The sequence below is a fragment of the Flagellimonas oceanensis genome, from assembly GCF_003992595.1.
GTDB classification, from domain to species: domain Bacteria; phylum Bacteroidota; class Bacteroidia; order Flavobacteriales; family Flavobacteriaceae; genus Flagellimonas; species Flagellimonas oceanensis.
This window is the reverse complement of sequence record NZ_RZNA01000003.1, coordinates 257,982-279,426: the sequence shown is the minus strand read 5'-3', so window position 1 is coordinate 279,426 and position 21,445 is coordinate 257,982. Positions and strand designations below refer to the sequence as shown.

Here is a 21,445-nt window from a genome sequence, read left to right as displayed (position 1 = left end):
ATTTTTACTTATTTTTGCTCTTACTTAAATTTATTCTAAATAAGAACAGTGGCGACCGTAGCAGATTTACGATATGGACAGAAGGGAATCATCAAGGATTTCACAGAGCACATCCTTCCCATTAAATTATTGGAACTGGGCTGTTTGCCCGGTAACAGCGTGGAACTTTTGCAAATCGCTCCCTTGAACGACCCCATTTACATCAACCTCAGCGGAAGTCATTTGGCAATACGAAGGTCTTTGGCAGAACTCATCGAGCTGGAAATTATTGAAGAAACGCAGGCCAAATGAGCAAAAACATCAATGTAGCCCTGATCGGGAATCCCAATACCGGAAAAACCTCGGTTTTTAACCAACTTACCGGACTCAAGCAAAAGGTCGGTAACTATCCCGGTATCACTGTAGAGAAGAAAGAAGGTATCTGTAAACTGCCTAGAGGGGTCAAGGCACACATTTTGGACCTTCCCGGAACCTACAGTTTGAACACCACCTCTTTGGACGAAAGTCTGGTAGTGGAATTGTTGCTCAACAAAAACGATAAGGACTATCCCGATGTCGCCGTTGTGATCAGCGATGTGGAAAACCTCAAAAGGAACCTGCTTCTTTTCACGCAGATAAAAGACCTGAAGATCCCTACCATTTTGGTGGTGAACATGGCCGATAGAATGGACCGTAAAGGGATTTCTCTGGATGTGGGGGCCATGGAAAAAAAGCTGGACACCAAAATCGCCCTGGTCAGTACCCGGAAAAATACGGGCATTGATCACATCAAAGAACTTATTGCCGATTACAAGAGCATTTCTTCAAAGCCGATTTTGGACCCGACCAGAATTTCCCCTGAGTATTTTGACCGCCTTAAAAAAACATTCCCCCAGGAAGACCTTTACAAACTGTGGCTGGTGATCACCCAGGATGTGAACTTCATGCCCATCGAGAAAAAGCGGATTCAAGATGCCACCGATTTTTCCACCAAGTCCAAGGACGAACTCAAAAAATTACAGCATAAGGAAACCGTACTGCGGTACCAGCTCATCAACAATATCTTAAAGGAAACCTATAAGGTGGACTTCATGGCCGCCAAAGGTTTGCGGGCTTCCCTTGACAAGATTTTGACCCACAAAGTTTTTGGTTACCTCATCTTTTTTGTGATTCTGCTTACCATTTTCCAAGCGATTTTTGATTGGAGCGGGTACCCCATGGATTTTATCGATGAGCAATTTGCCATGGCTGCGGAATGGGTAAAGAACACATTGCCCCCAGGCGTTTTTACCGATTTATTGGCAGAGGGAATCATTGCGGGTATCGGTGGAATCGTCATTTTCATCCCCCAGATCGCCTTCCTGTTCCTTTTCATATCCCTGTTGGAAGAATCCGGATATATGAGCCGCGTCGTCTTTTTAATGGATAGGTTGATGCGCCCTTTTGGATTGAGCGGAAAAAGCGTTGTTCCATTGATTTCCGGTAATGCTTGTGCCATCCCGGCCATTATGGCCACCCGTACCATTGAAAATTGGAAGGAAAGGCTCATTACCATTCTGGTCACACCTTTCACTACCTGTTCTGCCCGATTGCCCGTTTATTTGATCTTGATTGCCCTGGTTATTCCGGAAGGCAGTGTTTTGGGACTGAGCTATCAGGCATTGACCTTGATGTTGCTATACCTTATCGGCTTTGGAATGGCGCTGTTGTCGGCCATGGTGTTGAACAAGATCCTGAAAATAAAAAGCAGGTCGGTGTTTATGGTGGAAATGCCAACCTATCGCCTCCCGTTGGTCAAAAATGTGGTTTATACCGTTATCGAAAAAACGAAAAGCTTTGTATTGGGGGCGGGTAAAATCATTTTAGCGATTTCCATTGTGCTGTGGTTCTTGGGATCTAATGGGTATTCCGAAGACTTTCAGGATGCCGACCGCATTGTGACCGAGCGCATAGAAAATGAAGGACTGAGCACCTACAGTAAAAACTATATCCAAAACAACGTAGCATCCTACCGTGAATCTGCGGAAGCAGAAGGTTTGGCCCCAAATGCACTTCAAGATTCCATTGAGGTATTGACCCAGGAACTTTCCGAAAGGGCCGTTGCCCAGGAAATTGCCAGTTACAAATTGGAGCACTCCTATATTGGACAAGCAGGAAAAGCTTTTGAGCCATTGGTAAAACCTCTGGGCTACGATTGGAAAATTGGAATTGCCGTTCTGACCTCTTTCGCTGCACGTGAAGTGTTCGTAGGGACGTTGGCCACCATATACAGCGTGGGTAGCGATGAAGAGGAAACCATCAAGAATAGAATGGCCGCTGAATTGGACGACGATGGAAATCCCTTGTTCAATTTGGCCTCTGGTATTTCCCTCATGTTGTTCTATGCCTTTGCCATGCAATGTATGAGTACCCTAGCCATTGTAAAGAGAGAGACCAACTCGTGGAAATGGCCTATGCTTCAATTGGGCTTTATGAGCGTTTTTGCTTATATTATTGCTTTGATAGCCTACCAAATCCTAATTTAATCCGAGAATGATTCAACAGATATTGGCATACGGAACATTGATTATCGCAGCAGGTTATTTAGTATGGAAATTCTTGCTTCCCAAATCGCTATTTAGCAAAGGGAAGAGCAACTCCAATTCCTGCGGAAGCGACAACTGCGGTTGCAACTAACACTCTCTTAATTTTATTGTCAGGTCGAGCGCAGCCGAGACCTTTACTTAAATTCCCCGACCTCTCCACGGCGCTCGAGGTGTCATTTTTGAATCCTATATTTCAGCAACTTAACTCTCCACAAAACAATTTTTCAATTTTTTCTCCCCCTTTCTGTAACCTTTCTTAATTTCCTGACTATATAAGATGAACGCCAACTAAAAAACAGCATTTGGAAACGCTTTCAGATGAAATGATCATGCAAAAAGTGTCCGAGGGAAACTTGGATTTGCTCAAGGAACTTTTTGACCGTCACCACAAGCATGTGTACAATTTTCTGTACAAAATGTCGGGCGATCAAATGTTGGCAGAAGATCTTACACAGGATGTTTTTTACAAACTGATCAAGTATCGGAACTCATACAACAATGGATCCTTCTTGTCGTGGATGTTCACCATAGCTCGAAATAGCTTAAAAACACACTACACAAGAAACCATAAGGTCCATGACGATATCGAGATATTGGCCTACAAGGCAGTGGAAGAGGAAAACCATGTAAGCGAAAACAACGCCCATCTGCAATATGCCCTGAGCCGACTTGATCCCTACGATAGGGAACTCGTGATTTTGAACCGATACCAAGAAATCAAGTATGATGACCTAGCGGAAATTATGGGAAGTACCCCTGGCGCCGTAAAAACCCGAGTGTGCAGGATTCTGAAAAAATTGAAGAACATTTATTTAGAAAGTATATAGCCATGGAAAAGAATCATGTTTTTGACCAAATACCGGACTATCTGGATGGCAATTTGAGCAAATCCGACGAGATATTGTTCGAAAAACACATAGCACAATGTGCCGAGTGCAAAAAAGAACTGGAAGAGATGAAAACCTTTTTCAATGTGTTTGAAGAAGCAGTTCCGACACCTTCCGATAGACTTAAAACAAAGTTTGAATCAGCCCTTGAGCAAGAAAAATCAAATCAAGGCAAAGTGGTTCAGCTGGAATCCAAGTCATCATCAATTTGGACAGGAAATATTCTAAAAATTGCAGCTAGCATTGCACTATTGGTTGCTGCTTTTCAAATGGGAAGTCTTTTTCAACAACGAAAAGCGGATGCAGACATTGCACAGCTTCAGGAAGAGACCAATCAGATGAAACAGACGGCCATGCTCTCCTTAATGGAAAACCAATCCGCTAGTAAGCGAATTCAAGGGGTAAATTACATCGAAGAATTTGAGCAACCCGATGAAGCCATCATCCAAGCCCTTGCCAACCGATTGCTCTACGATGAAAACGACAATGTTCGGATGACCGCTTTTGAGGCATTGGTCCAGTTCACTTCCTCAGAAACGGTAAAGAACACTTTCATCGAAGCCTTGGAAAATGAGAGAAACCCAAGTATACAAGTCGCCATAATTCAGGCTTTGGTACAGATTCAGGAAAAGAAAGCGGCCGAACCCATGAAAAAATTATTGGAAAAAGAAGACACACAGCCCTTTATCAAAAATCAAATCAGGGCAGTATTGCCAAGTATAACATAAACATCAAAAAGCGAATATCATGAGAAAATTCACATTCATTTTAATGGCCCTTTTTACGGTCACTATGGCCAAAGCGCAGAACGATTACACCAAATCCCTAAATGGAATCCAATGGGTCAAAATCGAATCCAAAACGGACATTGTGGTAAAAACACATAGCTCCAACGAACTACTGATCAAATCGGGGCCGGAAATAAAAACACCGGAACGTGCCAAGGGCTTAAAATTGGTCGGAGAAGGCGGCACGGACAATACCAACGTAGGGTTTTCCGTGGTTCAAGATGGCAACACCCTGATTGTTTACAATTTGAGAAAGGATAAAAAAGGGGAAATATATCTTCCAGCCCCACAGAACATTGCTGTAAAAAGTACGTGGAACGGCGACATCGAAATCGATGGTTTTTCAGGGGAAATTGAAGCAGATGCCCAACTTAACGGCGGCGTTAAAATAAGTAACGTAAATGGTCCCGTTACCGCCAACTCCCTGAACGGCGAATTGGAAGTGATCTTTGGAAAAGTGACACAGGACTCCCCTATTTCCCTCTACTCCACCAACGGTGCCGTGGATGTCAGCCTTCCATCCAACACTCCGGCCAACCTGGCACTGAGCACCCTCAATGGCAATGTGTACACCGACTTTGAGGTAAAGGCCGAAGACAAGGATGGTTTAAAATCCGTTTTGGGACGGAACATCAAAGCATCCATCAACGGAGGTGGAGTGAAAATTTCCATGAAATCCACCAACGGAAACATGTACCTCAGAAAGAAATAAATTGAGCTTTCACATCGAGCGCAGTCGAGATGTTTTTACCCATCCTTCGGCTGCGCTCAGGAAGACAAAACATCAATTAAATATTAAAATCAAAAATCGAACAGTCATGAAAAAATTCATCATTACCGCATTCGTTGGGTTGGCTACGCTGACCTTAAATGCACAAAAAATAATTGAGAAGAACTTCAACTACTCAGGGCAATCCATTGAAATGGATGTAAAATTCGCTTCCGAAATCGAAGTGAAGACCTGGGATAAATCCACCGTTTATTTTAAGGCGGACATTACTATTGAGGACGGGAAATATCTGGATAAATTTAAGTTGGACATTGATGAAAGCAGCAGTTCATTGAGCATTGCTTCCAATGTTGAAGATGTTTTTGAAGCCTTCAAGGCAGAATGGGAAAAAACCCGCCCGAATAAAAAAGGATATTATTTTGAAGGGGATACTTACGAGTTCAACTACGTGCTTTATGTTCCAAAGGGAGCTACGTTTAAAGTGAGCAGCATTAACGGGGACCTTAGTTCGGATATTATAGAAGGGGATTTTACCGCCGAGTTGATCAATGGGGACATCGATATTGCAAAATATAATGGAGACATGGACCTACAGACCATCAACGGGGAAATTGACTTGATCATGAAGAATTCCAGATTGGTCGCCGAGACCATCCATGGAAATATTTACGCAGACGAAAATATGGAACTGACCGTATCCGATCGCTATGTTGGACAAAAGGTCGAAGGAAGGTTCGACAATGCCGCCCACCGTTTAAAATTGAACACCATAAACGGAAATATGTACCTTCGGCTTTAAATCAAATTGGAAACAAAGGAATAGAGCAACAAGGCCCAACCTGCTACCAAGAGCAATCCCCCAAGTGGGGTCACTGGGCCCAAAAACCGAGGTTTGTTGCCTTTGGCCGCTCCCAAACAAAGGGCGTAAATGCTAAAGGAAAACAATAGCGTGCCAAAGATAAAGCAGTTGACTATCCAAGAATCCAGCGGTTGATCAAAACTTAGGTTAAATCCCAGGACCAATAGCACCATAGCGTGATACATCTGATATTTGACCCCTGTCTCAAAACTTTGTAGCAGTTCGGGGGTCAATTTCTTTTTTAGTGCATGGGCGCCGAAGGCTCCAAAAACCACTGCTAAAAGTCCGTAAAGGGCGCCCATTAACTGCGCCATGAAAATTGTTCCCATACTATTATAGATCTATGTGGATTTCGTGGTCCGAACTCATTGTAAAGGCACATTCCTTGAACTTGGGCGGGCCAAAAGTTTTCATCTTTCCATGGGAAAAGGCCACCTTCTCCTTCGGAATCCCCAACCAATTTGTATCCAACTTTCCATTATCGTTCTCATCATGGAAAATGGCAAGTGCGTACTTGCCAGCAGGAAGATCGGGAATGTGCAAAACCACACTTCCCTCGTGCGCAACCACACTGTTGGACTTCAACACCTGGTCAAAGGACAAAAAAGCTTCATCAGAATCATAAACAGCCACATTTACCTTTCCTTTGGCCGATTCCACATTATTGACCCGTATAGAAAGTGTGTTTTGAGAAAACCCGATAATCGGCAATAACAAGAATAAAAAAAAGACCTTCATATCTATTGGGTTCCTTTGGCTGTTTCTTTGTTGTTCAATAGTTCGGTCCGTAAAATTGCGAATAATTCCTCGGTTTTAAGACTATCTTGAAGGTTTACATACATTCTTAGGGAATCGTGGTGCACCACTTTTATCTTTTGCTGATAGAGGTCATCCACAAAAACATATACTTTGGTGTTGGTAAGGGAATCGTTGAAGACTCCCTTCTCCTTTTCCATCCACGAAAACCCGCTGGAGCGCTCCATTTCGGGAAGTTTCTCCACAAATAGCACACTGTCCAATTCAGCCAAAGGTATTTTTTGATAGTATATCCCTGAGAAGATTTTCAGGTTGCCCTCCTCGATCTTGTGCCAGTTTTTATAGTGTTCCACAAAGGCAAGAACACAGAGTGCCAAAGTAAGCACGATCAAAACGTTCCAAAGCCAATGTCTTTTTCTTTTGCCCATATTCTACTATTCAGGTAATATTTGGAATGATTTAAAGGTAGTGCAATTCATTTTAAGGGTCAAGAACATACAATCCTAGTATATTTGAAGTATTAAGAACTGTTCTATGGATTTTACCAATAAAAATGTATTGGTCACCGGTGCCTCACGTGGCATTGGGAAAGCTACGGCTCTTGCCTTTGCGAAAAAAGGGGCCAAAGTGGGCATCAATTACCGTAGCAATGATGAGGTGGCCCAACAGACCTTGGCTGAATTACCGGGCGACGGGCACCAACTTTTTAAAAGGGATATCTCACAAAAGTCAGAAACCGAAGCCTTGATCAACAATTTTATTGCTGAATTTGGTCGTTTGGATGTGTTGGTGAACAATGCTGGAATTTCCATTTTCCATGAAATCGACAAAGTGGATTTTGACCATTGGACCCATGCTTGGGAAAAAACCTTTGAAACCAATCTGTTTGCCGTGGCCAATCTATGCTATTGGGGTGCAAAAGCCATGATGGAAACTGGTGGCGGTCATATCGTAAACGTATCCTCACGTGGTGCTTTCCGAGGGGAACCCACCAAACCTGCTTACGGGGCCAGCAAAGCCGCACTGAACTCCATGAGCCAATCCCTTGCCAAAAAACTGGCACCACACAACATTTACGTCGGTGTGGTCGCCCCAGGATTTACCGAAACCGAAATGGCCAAGGAAACCCTGACCCCTGCCGAACGGGAAAACCTGCTCCGCGAATCCCCGTTCAAGCGAATGGCCCGACCCGAAGAGGTTGCCCACGCCATTTTGTTCTTGGGCTCTTCCGAAGCGGCCTATACTTCGGGAACCATAATCGATGTGAACGGAGCCTCCTATTTAAGAAGTTGATTTATGAAAGCTGCAACCGTTGCCCAACTCAAAAAAGAACTCCAGTTCAAATCGCAAGAAGAAACCATGCAACTCTGCCTACGTTTGGCACGTTTCAAAAAAGAGAACAAGGAGCTCCTTACCTATTTGCTTTTTGAATCCGATAGTGAAGAAGGCTACATCGACACCGTAAAGGAAGAAATCGATGATATGTTCGCCGACATCAATTTCAACAGTTATTTCTACATCAAAAAGAGTGTTCGTAAAATACTTCGTACCATCAAAAAATACATTCGCTATTCGGGCAACAAAGCCACCGAAGTGGAACTATTGCTCTATTTCTGTGAGAAATTGAACTCCTTTCGCCCTTCCATCAAAAGAAATGTAACCCTTACCAACCTATACAACCGGCAATTGGAATACGTCAAAAAGAAAATCCCATTGCTTCATGAAGACTTGCAACATGATTATAGTATGATTCTGGAGGAATTGGACCATTGAACATTTTACAACGAGAAGCCTTTTTTTCATCGTCCAAGCAATGGCGCATTAAGAATCAGACTCATTCTAAATTAACCTCGATTATATATCCTGCAGCGTATTATTTGTAATTTTATGCTGTCAGGATGAATAAAATAGTTACCATAGGGATTTCCCTCCTTATTTTGCTTCAAGGAGCCAACATCCATTTTAATGATTTGGTAGAACTTGGGCAATTGATGGAGCATTACCAATTCCATAGCGAGGAATATGGTGATGACTTTATGGTCTTTGTCTCCAAACACTACGGGGAACTCAAAGCTTCACACAGCGAAAAACACCAAGAAGAACAGAAAGAACACGAGAAACTGCCTTTTCAGCATCAGACCCAATGTGCACAGCCTTTGGTTTTTGTGCTCACTGCGGATAATTTCATCAATTCACGTTCCGAAATACCTGTGGCCACCAAAGGTAATTTTCATTACGAAATGTCTTACTCCCATATTTGGGGAGATGATCCTTTTCAACCGCCCAAACACGCATAATTCATAGTATTCCGGCTTTGCTGGACACTTTTTATCAAGCCTTATTCCATTTAATAATGCTATCATTTCTATGAATCATGTTTTCAAAAATCATCAACTTTAGTATTAGGAACAAGTTCATTGTTCTTCTATTTACAGCAGCTATAGCCTTAGTGGGTCTATACTCGCTATCACAAATACCCATCGGCGCGGTACCCGATGTAACCAACAACCAAGTACAGGTATTGACCACTTCCAACAGCCTATCCACCCAGGATATGGAAAAGTTTGTGACCTATCCTGTGGAACTTGAAATGGCCAACCTGCCAGGGGTCAAGGAAATCCGGTCGGTGTCCAAGTTTGGGCTGTCGGTCGTGACCATTGTCTTCGAGGATGACATGGGCACTTATTTGCCCCGGCAACTCATCGCCGAAAAAATAAAATCAGCATCCAGTCGGATACCCGAAGGTTTCGGAAGTCCGGAAATGGGCCCCATAACCACAGGGTTGGGAGAGATCTATCAATACATTCTAGATGTTGAACCTGAATATAAAGATCAATACACCTCCACAGAGCTCAGAACCATCCAGGATTGGATCGTGAAACGTCAGCTTTCAGGAATACCGGGGGTGGTGGAAGTAAACACATGGGGCGGTCACCTCAAACAATATGAGGTGGCCATCCAGACCCAAAAACTCAACGCATTGAACATTACCGCAAAAGAAGTATTTACTGCACTGGAGAACAACAACAGTGTAACGGGCGGTGGATATATCGAAAAAGTGAATCAAGCTTACTTTGTAAGGGGCGAAGGTTTGGTGGGCAGCTTAAAGGACATCGAAAACATCGTTGTGACCAACCGAAACGGCATTCCCATCTATATTAAGGATGTGGCACAGGTCGGTTTTGGCAGCGCACCACGTTTTGGGGCCATTACAGGTAATGGAGAGGGTGAAAAAGTGCTCGGCCAGATCATGATGCTCAAGGATGCCGATTCCAAACGCGTCATCGAAGCTGTTAAGGAGCGAGTTGCGGCCATTTCCAAATCCCTTCCAGAAGGGGTTTACATCAACCCGTTCCTAGATCGAAGCGAACTTATCGGAAGAACCACCTTTACCGTAACTGAAAACCTGGTTTTGGGTTGTCTGATCGTGATTTTCGTGGTGGTATTGTTGCTCGGAAACTGGCGATCAGGCCTTGTGGTGGCATCCGTAATTCCGCTATGTCTGTTGTTTGCCCTTACCCTGATGAACATTTTTGGAGTCGATGCCAACTTGTTGAGCTTGGGTGCGATTGACTTTGGGATCATTATAGATGGTGCGGTCATCATTGTGGAATACATTGCTTTCCAGATTACCCAAAAACAAGCGGAAATCGCCGCTTTGGGTAAAAATGAAACCCAGTCCATTAAAGACAGGATAACCCTCGAAGGAGCCACCAAAATGATGAACTCCGCTGTATTCGGACAGCTCATTATCTTGATTGTGTTCATCCCCATTCTGTCCCTAAGTGGCGTGGAGGGCAAAATGTTCAAACCTATGGCCATGACATTCAGTTTTGCCCTTTTGGGTGCGGTTCTGCTGTGCTTTACTTATGTTCCTGTGGCCTCGGCACTATTTTTAAAGCCCACCAAAGAATCGTCCAAGAATATTTCCACCCGTTTGGTCAACTGGATCAACAAACAGTATGAGCCGGTCATCGAATGGGCCATGAAAAGTAAAAAATTGGTGCTTTCCATCGCTGCTGCTCTATTGGTCGGCGCTGTCTTATTGTTCTCTTCCATGGGAGGGGAATTTGTGCCCACCTTGGATGAGGGTGACTTTGTGATTCAGCCCGTGCTGAAAACAGGGACCTCTTTGGCGAAAACCGTGGAAACCACCACAAAAATCGAACAAATTTTAATAGATAAGTTCCCAGAGGTAAAACAAGTGGTAAGCCGTATCGGCGCCGCCGAAGTGCCCACGGATCCCATGTCCATGGAAGAAAGCGATGTGATCATCTCTTTAAAACCCAAAGACGAATGGGTGTCTGCGGAGACCAAGGACGAATTGGCCGACAAGTTCAAAGAGGCCTTGTCCGTGATTCCGGGTATGGAGGTGGAATTTACCCAACCCATAGAAATGCGTTTCAATGAATTGATAACAGGGGTCAGGGCCGATATCGCCATCAAGATATTTGGGCAAAACCTGGAGACACTGAACAGAAAGGCCAACGAGATCAAAGATCTTATCCAAGATGTGGAGGGTGCATCGGACATCATTGTTGAGAAAGTGGAAGGGCTCCCCCAGATGAACGTATCCTTTGATCGCGCCAAAATTGCCCGACACGGGCTCAATATTGCCGACCTGAACGAAATGATCGCAATGGGTTTTGCCGGGAAGATCGTGGGCAGTGTGTTTGAGGGCGAGCGACAGTTTGATATGGCCGTGCGATTGGATTCAGAAAACCGTCAGGATATTTCCAACCTCAGAAACCTTTATGTGGATATCCCAAACGGGGGTAAGATCCCTATGAGCGAGTTGGCCGATATCACCTATCAAAAAGGAGCGGCCAAAATATCCCGTGATGACACCAAAAGACGTATCGTAGTGGGTATCAATGTGAGGAACCGAGACCTGCAATCCGTAGTGGACGATGTACAGCTATTGGTCAACGAAAATATATCCTTGCCCCCCGGGTACATCATTACCTATGGTGGCCAGTTCGAAAACCTTCAAAATGCCAAGGCCAGATTGATGATAGCCGTGCCCATTGCACTGTTGCTCATCTTCATCATGCTTTATTTTGCATTCGGCTCGGTAAAGGAGGCTTTGCTCATTTTCTCCGCCATTCCACTTTCCGCGGTGGGCGGCGTACTCTTGCTTTGGCTTCGGGATATGCCGTTTAGTATCTCAGCGGGTGTTGGGTTCATCGCCCTGTTCGGTATTGCAGTGTTGAACGGAATTGTATTGATCGAGCACTTCAAAGAACTCAAAGGAAAAGATTTTGATTCCATGGAGGACCTCATCAAACAGGGAACCAAGGACAGGCTACGTGCCGTATTGTTAACGGCTTCCGCTGCCGCTTTGGGTTTCTTGCCCATGGCAGTCTCCACCAATGCCGGTGCCGAAGTGCAACGACCCCTTGCCACCGTGGTTATCGGCGGACTGGTAACGGCAACCATGTTGACCTTGGTGGTTTTGCCCGTTTTATATGCTTATTCACACAACATTAAATTCCGTGGTATGAGAAAAAGAAGAAAGGAAAGAAGAATGAAGAAACGCAATGCACTATCAATTATGCTACTATTGGTTTCACTTTCAGGATTCTCTCAAACCAAACTCAACCTTGAGGATTTGATGGCCCTTTCATTGGAGAACAATAAGGGCATCCAAGCAGGTTCATTGATGGTCGATCAGGCAGAAACCCTAAAGGGTACTGCTTTTGAGTTTGATAAAACGGACATTTACTACCAATATGATGAGAACAACTTGGCAATGAACGGGGAACCCCTCAAGGTTTTTGGGGCACAACAACAATTTGAGTTCCCCACGGTGTACGGTGCCAAGAACAGACTTCAAAAATCGAATTATGAGTTGCAGAAATCATCGTTTGAGATACAAAAGAAGCAATTGTACCAATCGCTGAGCAATGCGTACTACCAATATCAGACGTTGAAGCAAAAAGCAAAGCTCTACAGTACGCTCGATAGTATTTACAGCAAATTTGCCCATGCCGCCAACAGACGTTTTGAACTCGGCGAGACCAACTATCTGGAAAAGGTAACAGCAACGGCCAAGCAACGTCAGATTGCGAACACCTACTCCAAGGTCAAGCAACAAATATTGACGACTTACGGCCAGATCATGAGCTTGGTGCAAAGTAAGGACACGTTGGAAATCGTTGATGAAACACCGGAAAAGTTGACGGTACTGAATTCCCAAGGAATGCTGCAAACGGAAACCTCCTTTTTGGACAACCGCCAAGAACTGAGCAATGCCCAAAAGAGTTTGGAGGAAAATAGATTGCTGCCGGACCTCAACCTGGAATATTTTCAAGGGACCAATAGTGGGCTTGGAACATCGTTGTATGGCATTCAACTGGGTGTTCGCATCCCGATTTTCTTCTTTGGACATAGCAGTAAAGTAAAATCGTCCAAAATTCAGACGAAGATCACGGAAATGCAGAACACCGAGATCACCGTTGCCATGAACCAGCGCTATAAAACTTTGTTGGGACAACTGGAACAACAGGCCAAGGAACTCTCTTACTACGAGGACGAAGGTGGCCTGCTTTCCGATCAAATCTTGAAAGCCGCCTCCGGTAACTTTCAAAACGGGGAAATCGATTTTTTCCAATACATCCAAAGTTTGGAAAACGCCTACGACATCCAACTCAATTATTTGGATGTGCTCAACCAATACAATCAAACCGTAATCGCCATTAATTACTTGACAATAACATTATAACAATGAAACATATATTTCAAATAGCCGCTGTTTTCCTTCTGATGATGGGCTGCGGCGATAAGAACAACGAAGCATCCACCTCCGAAGAACAAGCAGAAGCATCGGGGATTGTCGTCACAAAAGATCAATTTGACACCAATGACTTGATGATAAGTGCCATGGAAAAAAGAACCTTTCCGAAAATGGTGGAAACCTCCGGGATGATCGACGTACCACCAGAAAACCGAGCCAGTGTTACGGCGTTTATGGGTGGTTTTGTAAAGCAGACATCGCTGCTTATCGGTGATCAAGTAAAAAAAGGACAACTATTGGTGGTCTTGGAAAACCAGGAGTTTGTGCAAATGCAACAAGATTACCTTGAGGTATTCAATCAGTTGGATTACCTAAAGGCTGAGTTTGAAAGAAACCAAACCCTTTTTGATGAGAAAATAGCCTCTCAAAAGAACTTTCTTCAAGCCAAGAGCAATTACGAAACGGCCAAGGCACGTTATCAGGGTTTAAGGGAACAATTGCAAATGCTCAATATTTCACCCAGTAAAGTAGAACAAGGAAATATATCTTCGCAAGCAGCAATATACGCGCCTATTGCTGGAAGCATCACAAAAATGAACGTGGCCAAGGGAAGTTATGTTTCGCCTGCCACCGAAATTTTGGAGATCGTCGACAATGACCATGTCCATTTGGAACTCACGGTTTTTGAGAAGGATATCCTAAAAGTGAAGAAAGGACAAAAAATCCAGTTTAAAATTCCCGAGGCATCGGAAGATGCATTTGATGCGGAAGTGCACTTGGTGGGCACCTCCATTGACGATGCCAAAAGAACCATCAAGGTACACGGGCACTTAGCCCACGAAGAGGACGGTAACTTTCTGCCAGGAATGTTCGTTGATGCCATGATCATGACAGATACCACCAAAACCTGGTCATTGCCCGAAGAAGCCGTGATTGAATCCGAAGGCAATTATTACGTGCTTAAGTTAATCGAGCAAAAAGATGGGGACTACACCTTTGAGAGAGTAGCCATAAAACAAGGTGGCACCTATGATGGGTATACCGAAATCATATCAACCGGATTGAACGAAACAGATCAGTTTTTGACCAAGGGTGTATTTGATTTGATTGGGGGATAAATAAATTTATCCCAGACCCACATCCAAAGTCATCATAATAATGAATCCACCGATAAAGCCCATTGTGGCGATATCGGTGTATTTGTCTTGTTGCGTTTCCGGAATCACCTCTTCCACCACCACAAAAATCATGGCACCTGCAGCAAATGCGAGCGCATATGGAAGTATAGGTTCAAAGGTCAATACCGCCCAAGCTCCCAATACACCGGCCATGGGTTCCACTAGGGCCGATGCCTGACCGTACATCCAACTTTTCCGTCGGCTGAGACCATGCCTGCGCATAGGTACGGCGACGGCAAAACCTTCCGGAAAGTTCTGCAATCCGATACCCAAGGCCAGGGCCACGGCCCCTCCAATAGTGGCACCTTCAAAACCTGAGGCTACACCTCCAAACAGAACACCTACGGCCAATCCTTCGGGAATATTGTGCAGGGTAATGGCCAAGACCAATAAGGTGGTACGATGCCAAGGTGTCTTTACCCCTTCCGCCTCATCTACTTTAAAATTGATGTGCAAGTGGGGCAAAATTTTATCCAGCCCAAAAATAAAGGCTGCACCCGTTAAAAAGCCCACGGCCGCTGGAATCACTTTAACAAAACCATCCCCGGGACTCATTTCAATCCCTGGTGCCAGAAGGCTCCAAAAACTGGCAGCGACCATGACACCTCCGGTAAAACCCAACATTCCGTCCATTAAGGCACGATTCGGGCTTTTGAACAAAAAAACCAGACCTGCCCCTGCAGCGGTCAGTCCCCAAGTAAAAAGCGTCGCGTACAATGCCGCCAATACGGGATCTATTTCTTGAAAATATTGAATTACCTGTTCCATCAGTCGTTCTTTTTTACATATAAGTTAGCTGCTATTTGATGTGATATGCGCATCTCTTTACCATCCATTTGAATGCGGAGGGAATTATCAAAATCTTCCTTGTCCAGTACTTTAATGGTGTTCCCCAGAGCGATTTTATTCTTATCCAAAAACTTTAGAAAGGGTACCGAGGAATCCTTGACACCAACACAAACACCTTGCGAATTGATGGGCATTTCACTGAGCAATTTTTCGTCGCGTTCCTGAAACTTTCCATCCTTGGTTGGAATAGGATCGCCGTGCGGATCGTGTTTGGGAAACTCCAGAAGCTCATCGATCTTATCGATCAACTTTTCACTTTTGATATGTTCCAACTGCTCCGCCACTTCGTGCACCTCATCCCAGGTAAAATCAAGCTTCTTTACCAAAAAAACTTCCCAGAGTCGATGTTTTCTGATGATGGACAAGGCAGTCTTCACACCGGCATCGGTCAACGACACTCCTTGGTACCGCACATAATCCACCAATCCTTTTTCCGATAATTTCTTGGCCATATCGGTCACGGAAGATGGTTTTGTTTCCATCTGCTCCGCAATGGCATTGGTGGTAATGGACTTGGAGTCGCCACCGCCCAAATGAAAAATTGTCTTTAAATAATTCTCCTCTGATCGGGTCATCAAAAAATATTTTTCCAAAAATACATTTTTATTTGACAAAATCTATTTTTAGCTTTGTCTAAATTTAATTTTTTGCTAATTGAAATTACTTTGTAGACATCTAACCCTCTTATGGATAGCTTTGGTAAGCAGTTGTTGTTTTGCCCAAACGGCATCTTTGGTCGGAAAAGTAACGGACAATGGAGAGCCTTTGCCCTTGGCAAACATTGTACTCAGAGACACCGAAATCGGAACCGCTACGGATATTGATGGTCTATTTGAGTTAACAGGCATTCAACCGGGAGATTATATTTTGTTGGTAACCTCATTGGGGTATCAACCGTATCAGACTAAAATCAGTTTGGGGGCAGGAGCCAACAAAACCATCAACATACAATTGGAAGCCTCCGCACAAAGTTTGGATGAAACCGTGGTAACGGGCACCCTAAAACCGGTAAGCCGATTGGAGAGTCCTGTACCGGTGGAGGTCTACTCCCCCACTTTTTTAAAAAAGAATCCTACGGCCAGTGTTTTTGATGCGCTTCAGAATGTGAATGGGGTCCGCCCGCAGATCAATTGCAATGTCTGCAATACCGGGGATATACACATTAACGGTCTGGAGGGACCTTACACGCTGGTTCTTATCGACGGAATGCCCATTGTCAGTGGGTTGGGTACGGTGTACGGCCTCACAGGCATCCCAAACTCATTGATTGAACAGATTGAAATCGTAAAAGGTCCTGCCTCTTCACTTTATGGTAGCGAAGCAGTAGGCGGATTGATCAACATCATCACAAAAAATGCATTGAGTGCTCCAGCATTTTTTGCCGATGGCTTTGCCACGGGTTGGGGCGAGTACAATTTGGACGTGGGCAGTAAAATATCGGTCAGTGATAAAACAAACCTGCTTTTGGGTATTAACTATTTCAATTATGATGTTCCAGTGGACAACAACGGTGATAATTTTACCGATTTGACGCTTCAAGACCGTATTTCCATTTTCCAAAAATGGGATTTTGAACGGAAGGATAACCGATTGTTCTCCTTGGCGGGTCGCTTTTTTTATGAGGACCGCTGGGGCGGTGAGATGCAATGGACTCCAGGATACCGTGGCGGGGATGAAATCTATGGGGAAAGTATTTACACGCGAAGATGGGAGTTGCTCGGAAAGTATCAGCTGCCGTTCAAGGAAAAGTTACTCCTCTCTTTCTCCTATAACGATCACAACCAGAACTCAGTGTACGGCGATACAGAGTATATGGCGGACCAACGCATTGGTTTTGCCCAATTGACCTGGGACAAAACCGCCGGAAATCACGATTTGTTGTTCGGAAGTGCGATTCGTTATAATTATTATGATGATAACACACCCGCGACCACCGAGGCCGACAATATTTGGATTCCAAGTGTATTTGTTCAGGATGAATACACCTTTGCTCCCAAACATTCTTTTTTGGCCGGGCTACGGTACGATTATGACCAACGGCACGGCAATATTTTAACCCCACGCGCCGCTTATAAGTGGAAGATTTCCGACAACGATATTTTTCGGGTGAATGCAGGAACCGGATTTCGTGTGGTAAACTTGTTTACGGAAGATCACGCAGCGCTTACTGGATCAAGAGAGGTCATCATTGCCGAAGAATTGAAACCAGAACGGTCTGTCAATGTCAACATCAATTATTTGAAGAAAATTTATAGCGATAACGGTACTTTTATCGGATTGGATGCTTCTGCGTTCTACACACGATTCTCGAATGTGATACTGCCCGACTATGAGACGAATCCCAACCAGATCATTTATGATAATTTGGATGGAAAATCCGTTTCACAAGGTGTAAGTTCCAACTTGGATATTGCTTTTCCGAGCAGTTTTAAGATTGTGATGGGAGCCACTTGGCAAGATGTGAGCAGCATCGAAAACGGGGTTACCCAACAACAGATCCTAACCGAAAGCATTACCGCTACGTGGAACTTATCGTACACCTTTCGTTCGCTCCACCTTACGGTCGATTATACTGGAAACTTGTATGGTCCGATGCGTTTACCGCTCTTGGGCGATTTGGACCCTCGAAGTGAGTATTCTCCCACTTGGAGCATCCAGAACATCCAGTTTTCCTACAAAGGACTGAACAATTTTGAAGTGTATGGAGGTATTAAAAACTTGTTGGATTGGACTCCGAACCGTGGCAACCCCTTTATTATCGCACGGGCCAACGACCCGTTTGATAGAGAAGTGACATTTGACAGCAATGGCAATGCCGTGGCGACACCCAACAACCCCTACGCGCTCACTTTTGACCCCAGTTATGTCTATGGACCCAACCAAGGGATCCGTGGGTTCTTTGGCTTGCGGTACACGGTTTTTTAGAGAGTAGGGAGTATCCTATTTGAAAACGGTTATTTTTGAATCAGATACAACCCTTTTATGAAGACTCATTTGCTATCCGCTTTAATAGTGATATTATTTCAAACATCTTGTTCGGGACAATCAAAAAGGATTGAAGAAAAGATGATGGAATGTACCTATCAATCCTATCCAGATAATGGTTTAGCTTTCAAACAGCTTATTTCCGATTATCAAACTCTACTCATTGATGAAGAAATATTGGCTGACAGCTCAGCTAAAAGTTATCGGGATCTTCTTAAAAAGTTTGCTGATGGAAAGGGTTTCGACAAGGTTCCATCCAAATACTTTTATATAGAATTTCGAAATCTTGAAAAAGGAAATGAAGAAGCACTTCGGAAATGCAGAGAACAAGTTTTAAATGATTCAGCCATGTATTCCTCATCAAAATTGAAGGCTTTTAAGAGTGTAATTCAATCCAACAGTCCAAAGGCATCAATACAAGCAAAAGAAATCTTAGATGTTTTATCCGAAGAAGATTTTGAACTCCACCTCTATAAATTATGCACTTTTATGATGTTTAGTTACATTGAAACTGATGCCGGTGTTGTTGAAAACGCTCAGACTGTAACAGATTATGACCGAACAAAGGCCTTAAATATTAGACTGACTAAAAACAAAGAAATCCTAGTCAACAATCAAAGTGCTTCCATGGCAGAACTGAAAACACTTGTGAAGGAATATGAGTATAATAATGAATCGAAATCTACAATTATACTCATATCCCATGCCGATTTAAGTTATGGATTTTACAAACAAATTTCTGATGCCATCATTCAGGAAATAGCCGAATTAAGAAATCGGATTTCGATTGAAAAATTCAATCTGGAATACAAAGCACTGAATGGAGAGCAAAAATCTCAAATAAACGAGATTTATCCGCACAAGTTTGTAGAAAAAATGCAGGAATAGAGAAGAGATAATTCCAAATTTCTTCCCCTATCTTTGATACCATGCCCAAGTACGATTACATCATTATAGGAGCGGGAGCTGCAGGACTATTGTTGGCTGACGCTTTGGGCAAGGATGAGTCCTTTGCCTCTAAATCCATATTGGTGTTGGATAAGGATGATAAATCCAAGAACGATCGTACGTGGTGTTTTTGGGAGCACGGTAAAGGTCGATTCGATAATCTGATCCATAGAACTTGGAAACATATTTATGTGGGTGGGCAGCAGCTTCAAAAATCAACTTCCATTGCGCCCTACACCTACAAAATGCTACGCGGCATTGACTTTTACAACCACTATGTACCAAAGGTAAAAGCCTATCCCAACATTACTTGGGTGCAGGAAGAAGCGAAACATATTGAAGAGCTCGAAAACAAGGTTTTAGTAACTACTTCAGCTCAAAAGTACTCTGGACAAACGGTATTTTCCAGCCTCTACGACCCTTCAACTCCTTTAAAACAAAGCAAATATCCCGTTTTGCAACAACACTTCGTAGGCTGGCAAATAAAAACCGAACAGTTGGTATTTAAATCAGAAGAGGCTACTTTCATGGACTTTTCCGTGCCTCAAAAAGGTAATACGCGCTTTATGTACGTACTACCTTTTTCAGCTAACGAAGCCTTGGTGGAATACACCTTGTTCTCTGAGCATCTATTGAAAAAAGGTGAATATGGAGCAGCCATCAAAACGTACATTTCCGAGAACTACGGTGATACAAAATACTCCATCGAAGAAACAGAATTTGGCAGCATTCCGATGACCTGCTATCCGTTTCATCAACACAACACTGATAGAGTTTTTCACATTGGAATTGCGGGTGGATGGGCCAAGCCAAGTACTGGATATACCTTCTACAATACAAGTCGGCAAGTGCCAAAATTGGTGGAATATTTAAAAACCGGGAAACCATTGACCGAATTCCACCAAAAGAGCAGGTTCTTGTTTTACGATATGCTATTGCTGGATATTCTGTACGAGAACAATCACTTAGGTCACGAGATTTTCGAATCCATGTTCAAAAGAAGGAAGGCATCGCTGATCTTAAAATTCCTCGAAAACGAGACCAATTTATGGGAAGATCTCAAGATTGTAATGGCACCTAAACCCATGCCTTTTATCAGAGCCTTGTTCAAACGGGTGTTCTAAACGGTCCGCTCCATCAAACTTTCGCCAAATTGCTTTAGCAAAGCCTTGTTTTTCTCTGGCAGTTCGGTTTCCGCCAAAGCGTCAAATGCCTTTTGGGTAAAACTTTTTATGGCTTTTTTGGTTTCCTCCACTGCCCCACTTTCCTTAAAAATGGTTTTTATGGCAGCTACCTTCGCTGTGGAATCTTCAGGTTTTATGGAATACAAATGCAACAGACCATCTTGATCATCTTTGGAGGCTTTTTCCAAGGATTTCAAGTACAAATAGGTCTTCTTGTTTTCCATGATGTCGCCCCCAACCTGTTTACCAAAGGTCTTAGGGTCGCCAAAGGCATCCAAATAATCATCCTGTAATTGAAAAGCAATGCCGAGATTACGACCGAATTCGTAAATGGCATTGGCATCCTTTTGGGTTGCATTCGCCACAATGGCCCCCATTTTCATGGCGGCAGCGACCAGAACCGATGTTTTGTACTCGATCATTTTCAGATATTCGGTAATCGTCACATCGTCACGGGTCTCAAAATCCACATCGTATTGTTGGCCTTCGCATACCTCCAGTGAAGTTTTACTGAACAACTTGGTCAGTTCAAAGTACATTTCGGTCGGATAGCTTTCGAAAAACTGATAGGACAAAATCAACATGGCATCGCCTGAAAGGATTCCCGTGTTCACGTCCCATTTTTCATGGACCGTGGTTTTTCCTCTTCGCAATGGTGCATCGTCCATGATATCATCGTGCACCAGGGAAAAGTTGTGAAACATTTCAATAGCCAGTGCGGCATCCATCGCATCTTTGGCTTTTCCCCCAAAGGCCTCGGCGGTCATTAAAGTGAGGATGGGTCGCATTCGTTTCCCTCCCAATCCCAAGATATATTGTACGGGCTCATACAAATTCCTAGGTTCTCCTAATCTGGTCCTTGCTTTGAGATACGTAACAAACTGCTCTCTATATTGACTAATGATATCGATATCTGACATGGAGCCAAAAATACATTCAAATATTGAATTTGGGATGAAGGCTCCATCCTAAAACATGGAT

General features: G+C 43.7%; 20 protein-coding genes. 14 read left to right on the top strand and 6 right to left on the bottom strand.

Annotated features, from left to right (window positions below):
• Window positions 1–48 precede the first annotated feature (48 nt).
• From EO132_RS01350 to EO132_RS01325, 6 genes are all read left to right on the top strand, one after another.
• Window positions 49–291 carry a FeoA family protein gene (locus EO132_RS01350; RefSeq protein WP_127136243.1) on the top strand — a complete coding sequence of 81 codons (243 nt, stop codon included), beginning with the start codon at window positions 49–51 and terminating at the stop codon, window positions 289–291.
• The gene (feoB, locus tag EO132_RS01345) at window positions 288–2,504 is read left to right on the top strand and encodes a ferrous iron transport protein B (protein ID WP_127136242.1); all 2,217 of its coding nucleotides are present in this window, start codon (window positions 288–290) and stop codon (window positions 2,502–2,504) included. Before EO132_RS01350 ends, feoB begins: the two co-directional genes overlap by 4 nt.
• A 362-nt stretch (window positions 2,505–2,866) precedes the next feature.
• A complete protein-coding gene (locus EO132_RS01340; protein ID WP_127136241.1) occupies window positions 2,867–3,391 on the top strand; it encodes an RNA polymerase sigma factor in 525 nt (174 codons plus the stop codon).
• Window positions 3,392–3,393: 2 nt separating this feature from the next.
• Window positions 3,394–4,179, top strand: coding sequence for a HEAT repeat domain-containing protein (locus EO132_RS01335; protein ID WP_127136240.1), 786 nt, complete (start codon window positions 3,394–3,396; stop codon window positions 4,177–4,179).
• A gap of 19 nt (window positions 4,180–4,198) precedes the next feature.
• Entirely contained in the window at window positions 4,199–4,951 is a 753-nt protein-coding gene (locus EO132_RS01330; protein ID WP_127136239.1) for a DUF4097 family beta strand repeat-containing protein, read from the top strand.
• Window positions 4,952–5,057: 106 nt separating this feature from the next.
• Window positions 5,058–5,768 carry a DUF4097 family beta strand repeat-containing protein gene (locus EO132_RS01325; RefSeq protein WP_127136238.1) on the top strand — a complete coding sequence of 237 codons (711 nt, stop codon included), beginning with the start codon at window positions 5,058–5,060 and terminating at the stop codon, window positions 5,766–5,768.
• Here the strand turns inward: EO132_RS01325 and EO132_RS01320 are convergent.
• The 3 genes from EO132_RS01320 to EO132_RS01310 are packed head-to-tail and all read right to left on the bottom strand — an operon-like array spanning window position 5,765 to window position 7,012.
• Window positions 5,765–6,157 carry a DUF423 domain-containing protein gene (locus tag EO132_RS01320; RefSeq protein ID WP_127136237.1) on the bottom strand — a complete coding sequence of 131 codons (393 nt, stop codon included), beginning with the start codon at window positions 6,155–6,157 and terminating at the stop codon, window positions 5,765–5,767. The genes EO132_RS01325 and EO132_RS01320 overlap by 4 nt on opposite strands.
• 4 nt (window positions 6,158–6,161) lie before the next feature.
• On the bottom strand, window positions 6,162–6,566 hold the full coding sequence (locus EO132_RS01315) for a DUF2141 domain-containing protein (protein ID WP_127136236.1): 405 nt from the start codon (window positions 6,564–6,566) through the stop codon (window positions 6,162–6,164).
• Window positions 6,567–6,568: 2 nt separating this feature from the next.
• Window positions 6,569–7,012, bottom strand: a complete 444-nt coding sequence (locus tag EO132_RS01310) for a hypothetical protein (RefSeq protein WP_127136235.1) — start codon at window positions 7,010–7,012, stop codon at window positions 6,569–6,571.
• 106 nt (window positions 7,013–7,118) lie between these two features.
• Between EO132_RS01310 and EO132_RS01305 the strand changes: the two genes are divergently transcribed.
• The 5 genes from EO132_RS01305 (at window position 7,119) to EO132_RS01285 (ending at window position 14,438) form a co-directional block, all read left to right on the top strand.
• The gene (locus tag EO132_RS01305) at window positions 7,119–7,877 is read left to right on the top strand and encodes an SDR family NAD(P)-dependent oxidoreductase (RefSeq protein WP_127136234.1); all 759 of its coding nucleotides are present in this window, start codon (window positions 7,119–7,121) and stop codon (window positions 7,875–7,877) included.
• Between the two features lie 3 nt (window positions 7,878–7,880).
• Complete coding sequence (locus EO132_RS01300; protein WP_127136233.1) at window positions 7,881–8,357, top strand: hypothetical protein; 477 nt, start codon at window positions 7,881–7,883, stop codon at window positions 8,355–8,357.
• A 125-nt stretch (window positions 8,358–8,482) separates the two neighbouring features.
• Window positions 8,483–8,881, top strand: a complete 399-nt coding sequence (locus EO132_RS01295; RefSeq protein ID WP_127136232.1) for a hypothetical protein — start codon at window positions 8,483–8,485, stop codon at window positions 8,879–8,881.
• Window positions 8,882–8,958: 77 nt separating this feature from the next.
• The gene (locus EO132_RS01290) at window positions 8,959–13,308 is read left to right on the top strand and encodes a CusA/CzcA family heavy metal efflux RND transporter (RefSeq protein WP_127136231.1); all 4,350 of its coding nucleotides are present in this window, start codon (window positions 8,959–8,961) and stop codon (window positions 13,306–13,308) included.
• 2 nt (window positions 13,309–13,310) lie between these two features.
• Entirely contained in the window at window positions 13,311–14,438 is a 1,128-nt protein-coding gene (locus EO132_RS01285) for an efflux RND transporter periplasmic adaptor subunit (RefSeq protein ID WP_127136230.1), read from the top strand.
• A gap of 6 nt (window positions 14,439–14,444) precedes the next feature.
• On the opposite strand, the gene EO132_RS01280 is transcribed toward EO132_RS01285, so the two are convergent.
• Window positions 14,445–15,266, bottom strand: coding sequence for a ZIP family metal transporter (locus EO132_RS01280; RefSeq protein ID WP_127136229.1), 822 nt, complete (start codon window positions 15,264–15,266; stop codon window positions 14,445–14,447).
• Complete coding sequence (locus EO132_RS01275) at window positions 15,266–15,922, bottom strand: metal-dependent transcriptional regulator (RefSeq protein ID WP_205780291.1); 657 nt, start codon at window positions 15,920–15,922, stop codon at window positions 15,266–15,268. The genes EO132_RS01280 and EO132_RS01275 overlap by 1 nt, the downstream gene beginning before the upstream one ends.
• Window positions 15,923–16,001: 79 nt before the next feature.
• On the opposite strand from EO132_RS01275, the gene EO132_RS01270 reads away from it, so the two are divergent.
• From EO132_RS01270 to EO132_RS01260, 3 genes are read left to right on the top strand one after another with little or no spacing between them, the layout of a single operon-like run.
• Complete coding sequence (locus EO132_RS01270) at window positions 16,002–18,272, top strand: TonB-dependent receptor (RefSeq protein ID WP_127136228.1); 2,271 nt, start codon at window positions 16,002–16,004, stop codon at window positions 18,270–18,272.
• A gap of 57 nt (window positions 18,273–18,329) precedes the next feature.
• Window positions 18,330–19,220, top strand: a complete 891-nt coding sequence (locus EO132_RS01265; RefSeq protein ID WP_164732254.1) for a hypothetical protein — start codon at window positions 18,330–18,332, stop codon at window positions 19,218–19,220.
• A 41-nt stretch (window positions 19,221–19,261) separates the two neighbouring features.
• Entirely contained in the window at window positions 19,262–20,404 is a 1,143-nt protein-coding gene (locus EO132_RS01260) for a lycopene cyclase family protein (RefSeq protein ID WP_127136226.1), read from the top strand.
• Here the strand turns inward: EO132_RS01260 and EO132_RS01255 are convergent.
• Window positions 20,401–21,384 (bottom strand): polyprenyl synthetase family protein, encoded by a 984-nt coding sequence (locus tag EO132_RS01255; RefSeq protein WP_127136225.1) that lies wholly within the window; start codon window positions 21,382–21,384, stop codon window positions 20,401–20,403. The genes EO132_RS01260 and EO132_RS01255 overlap by 4 nt on opposite strands.
• Window positions 21,385–21,445 lie beyond the last annotated feature (61 nt).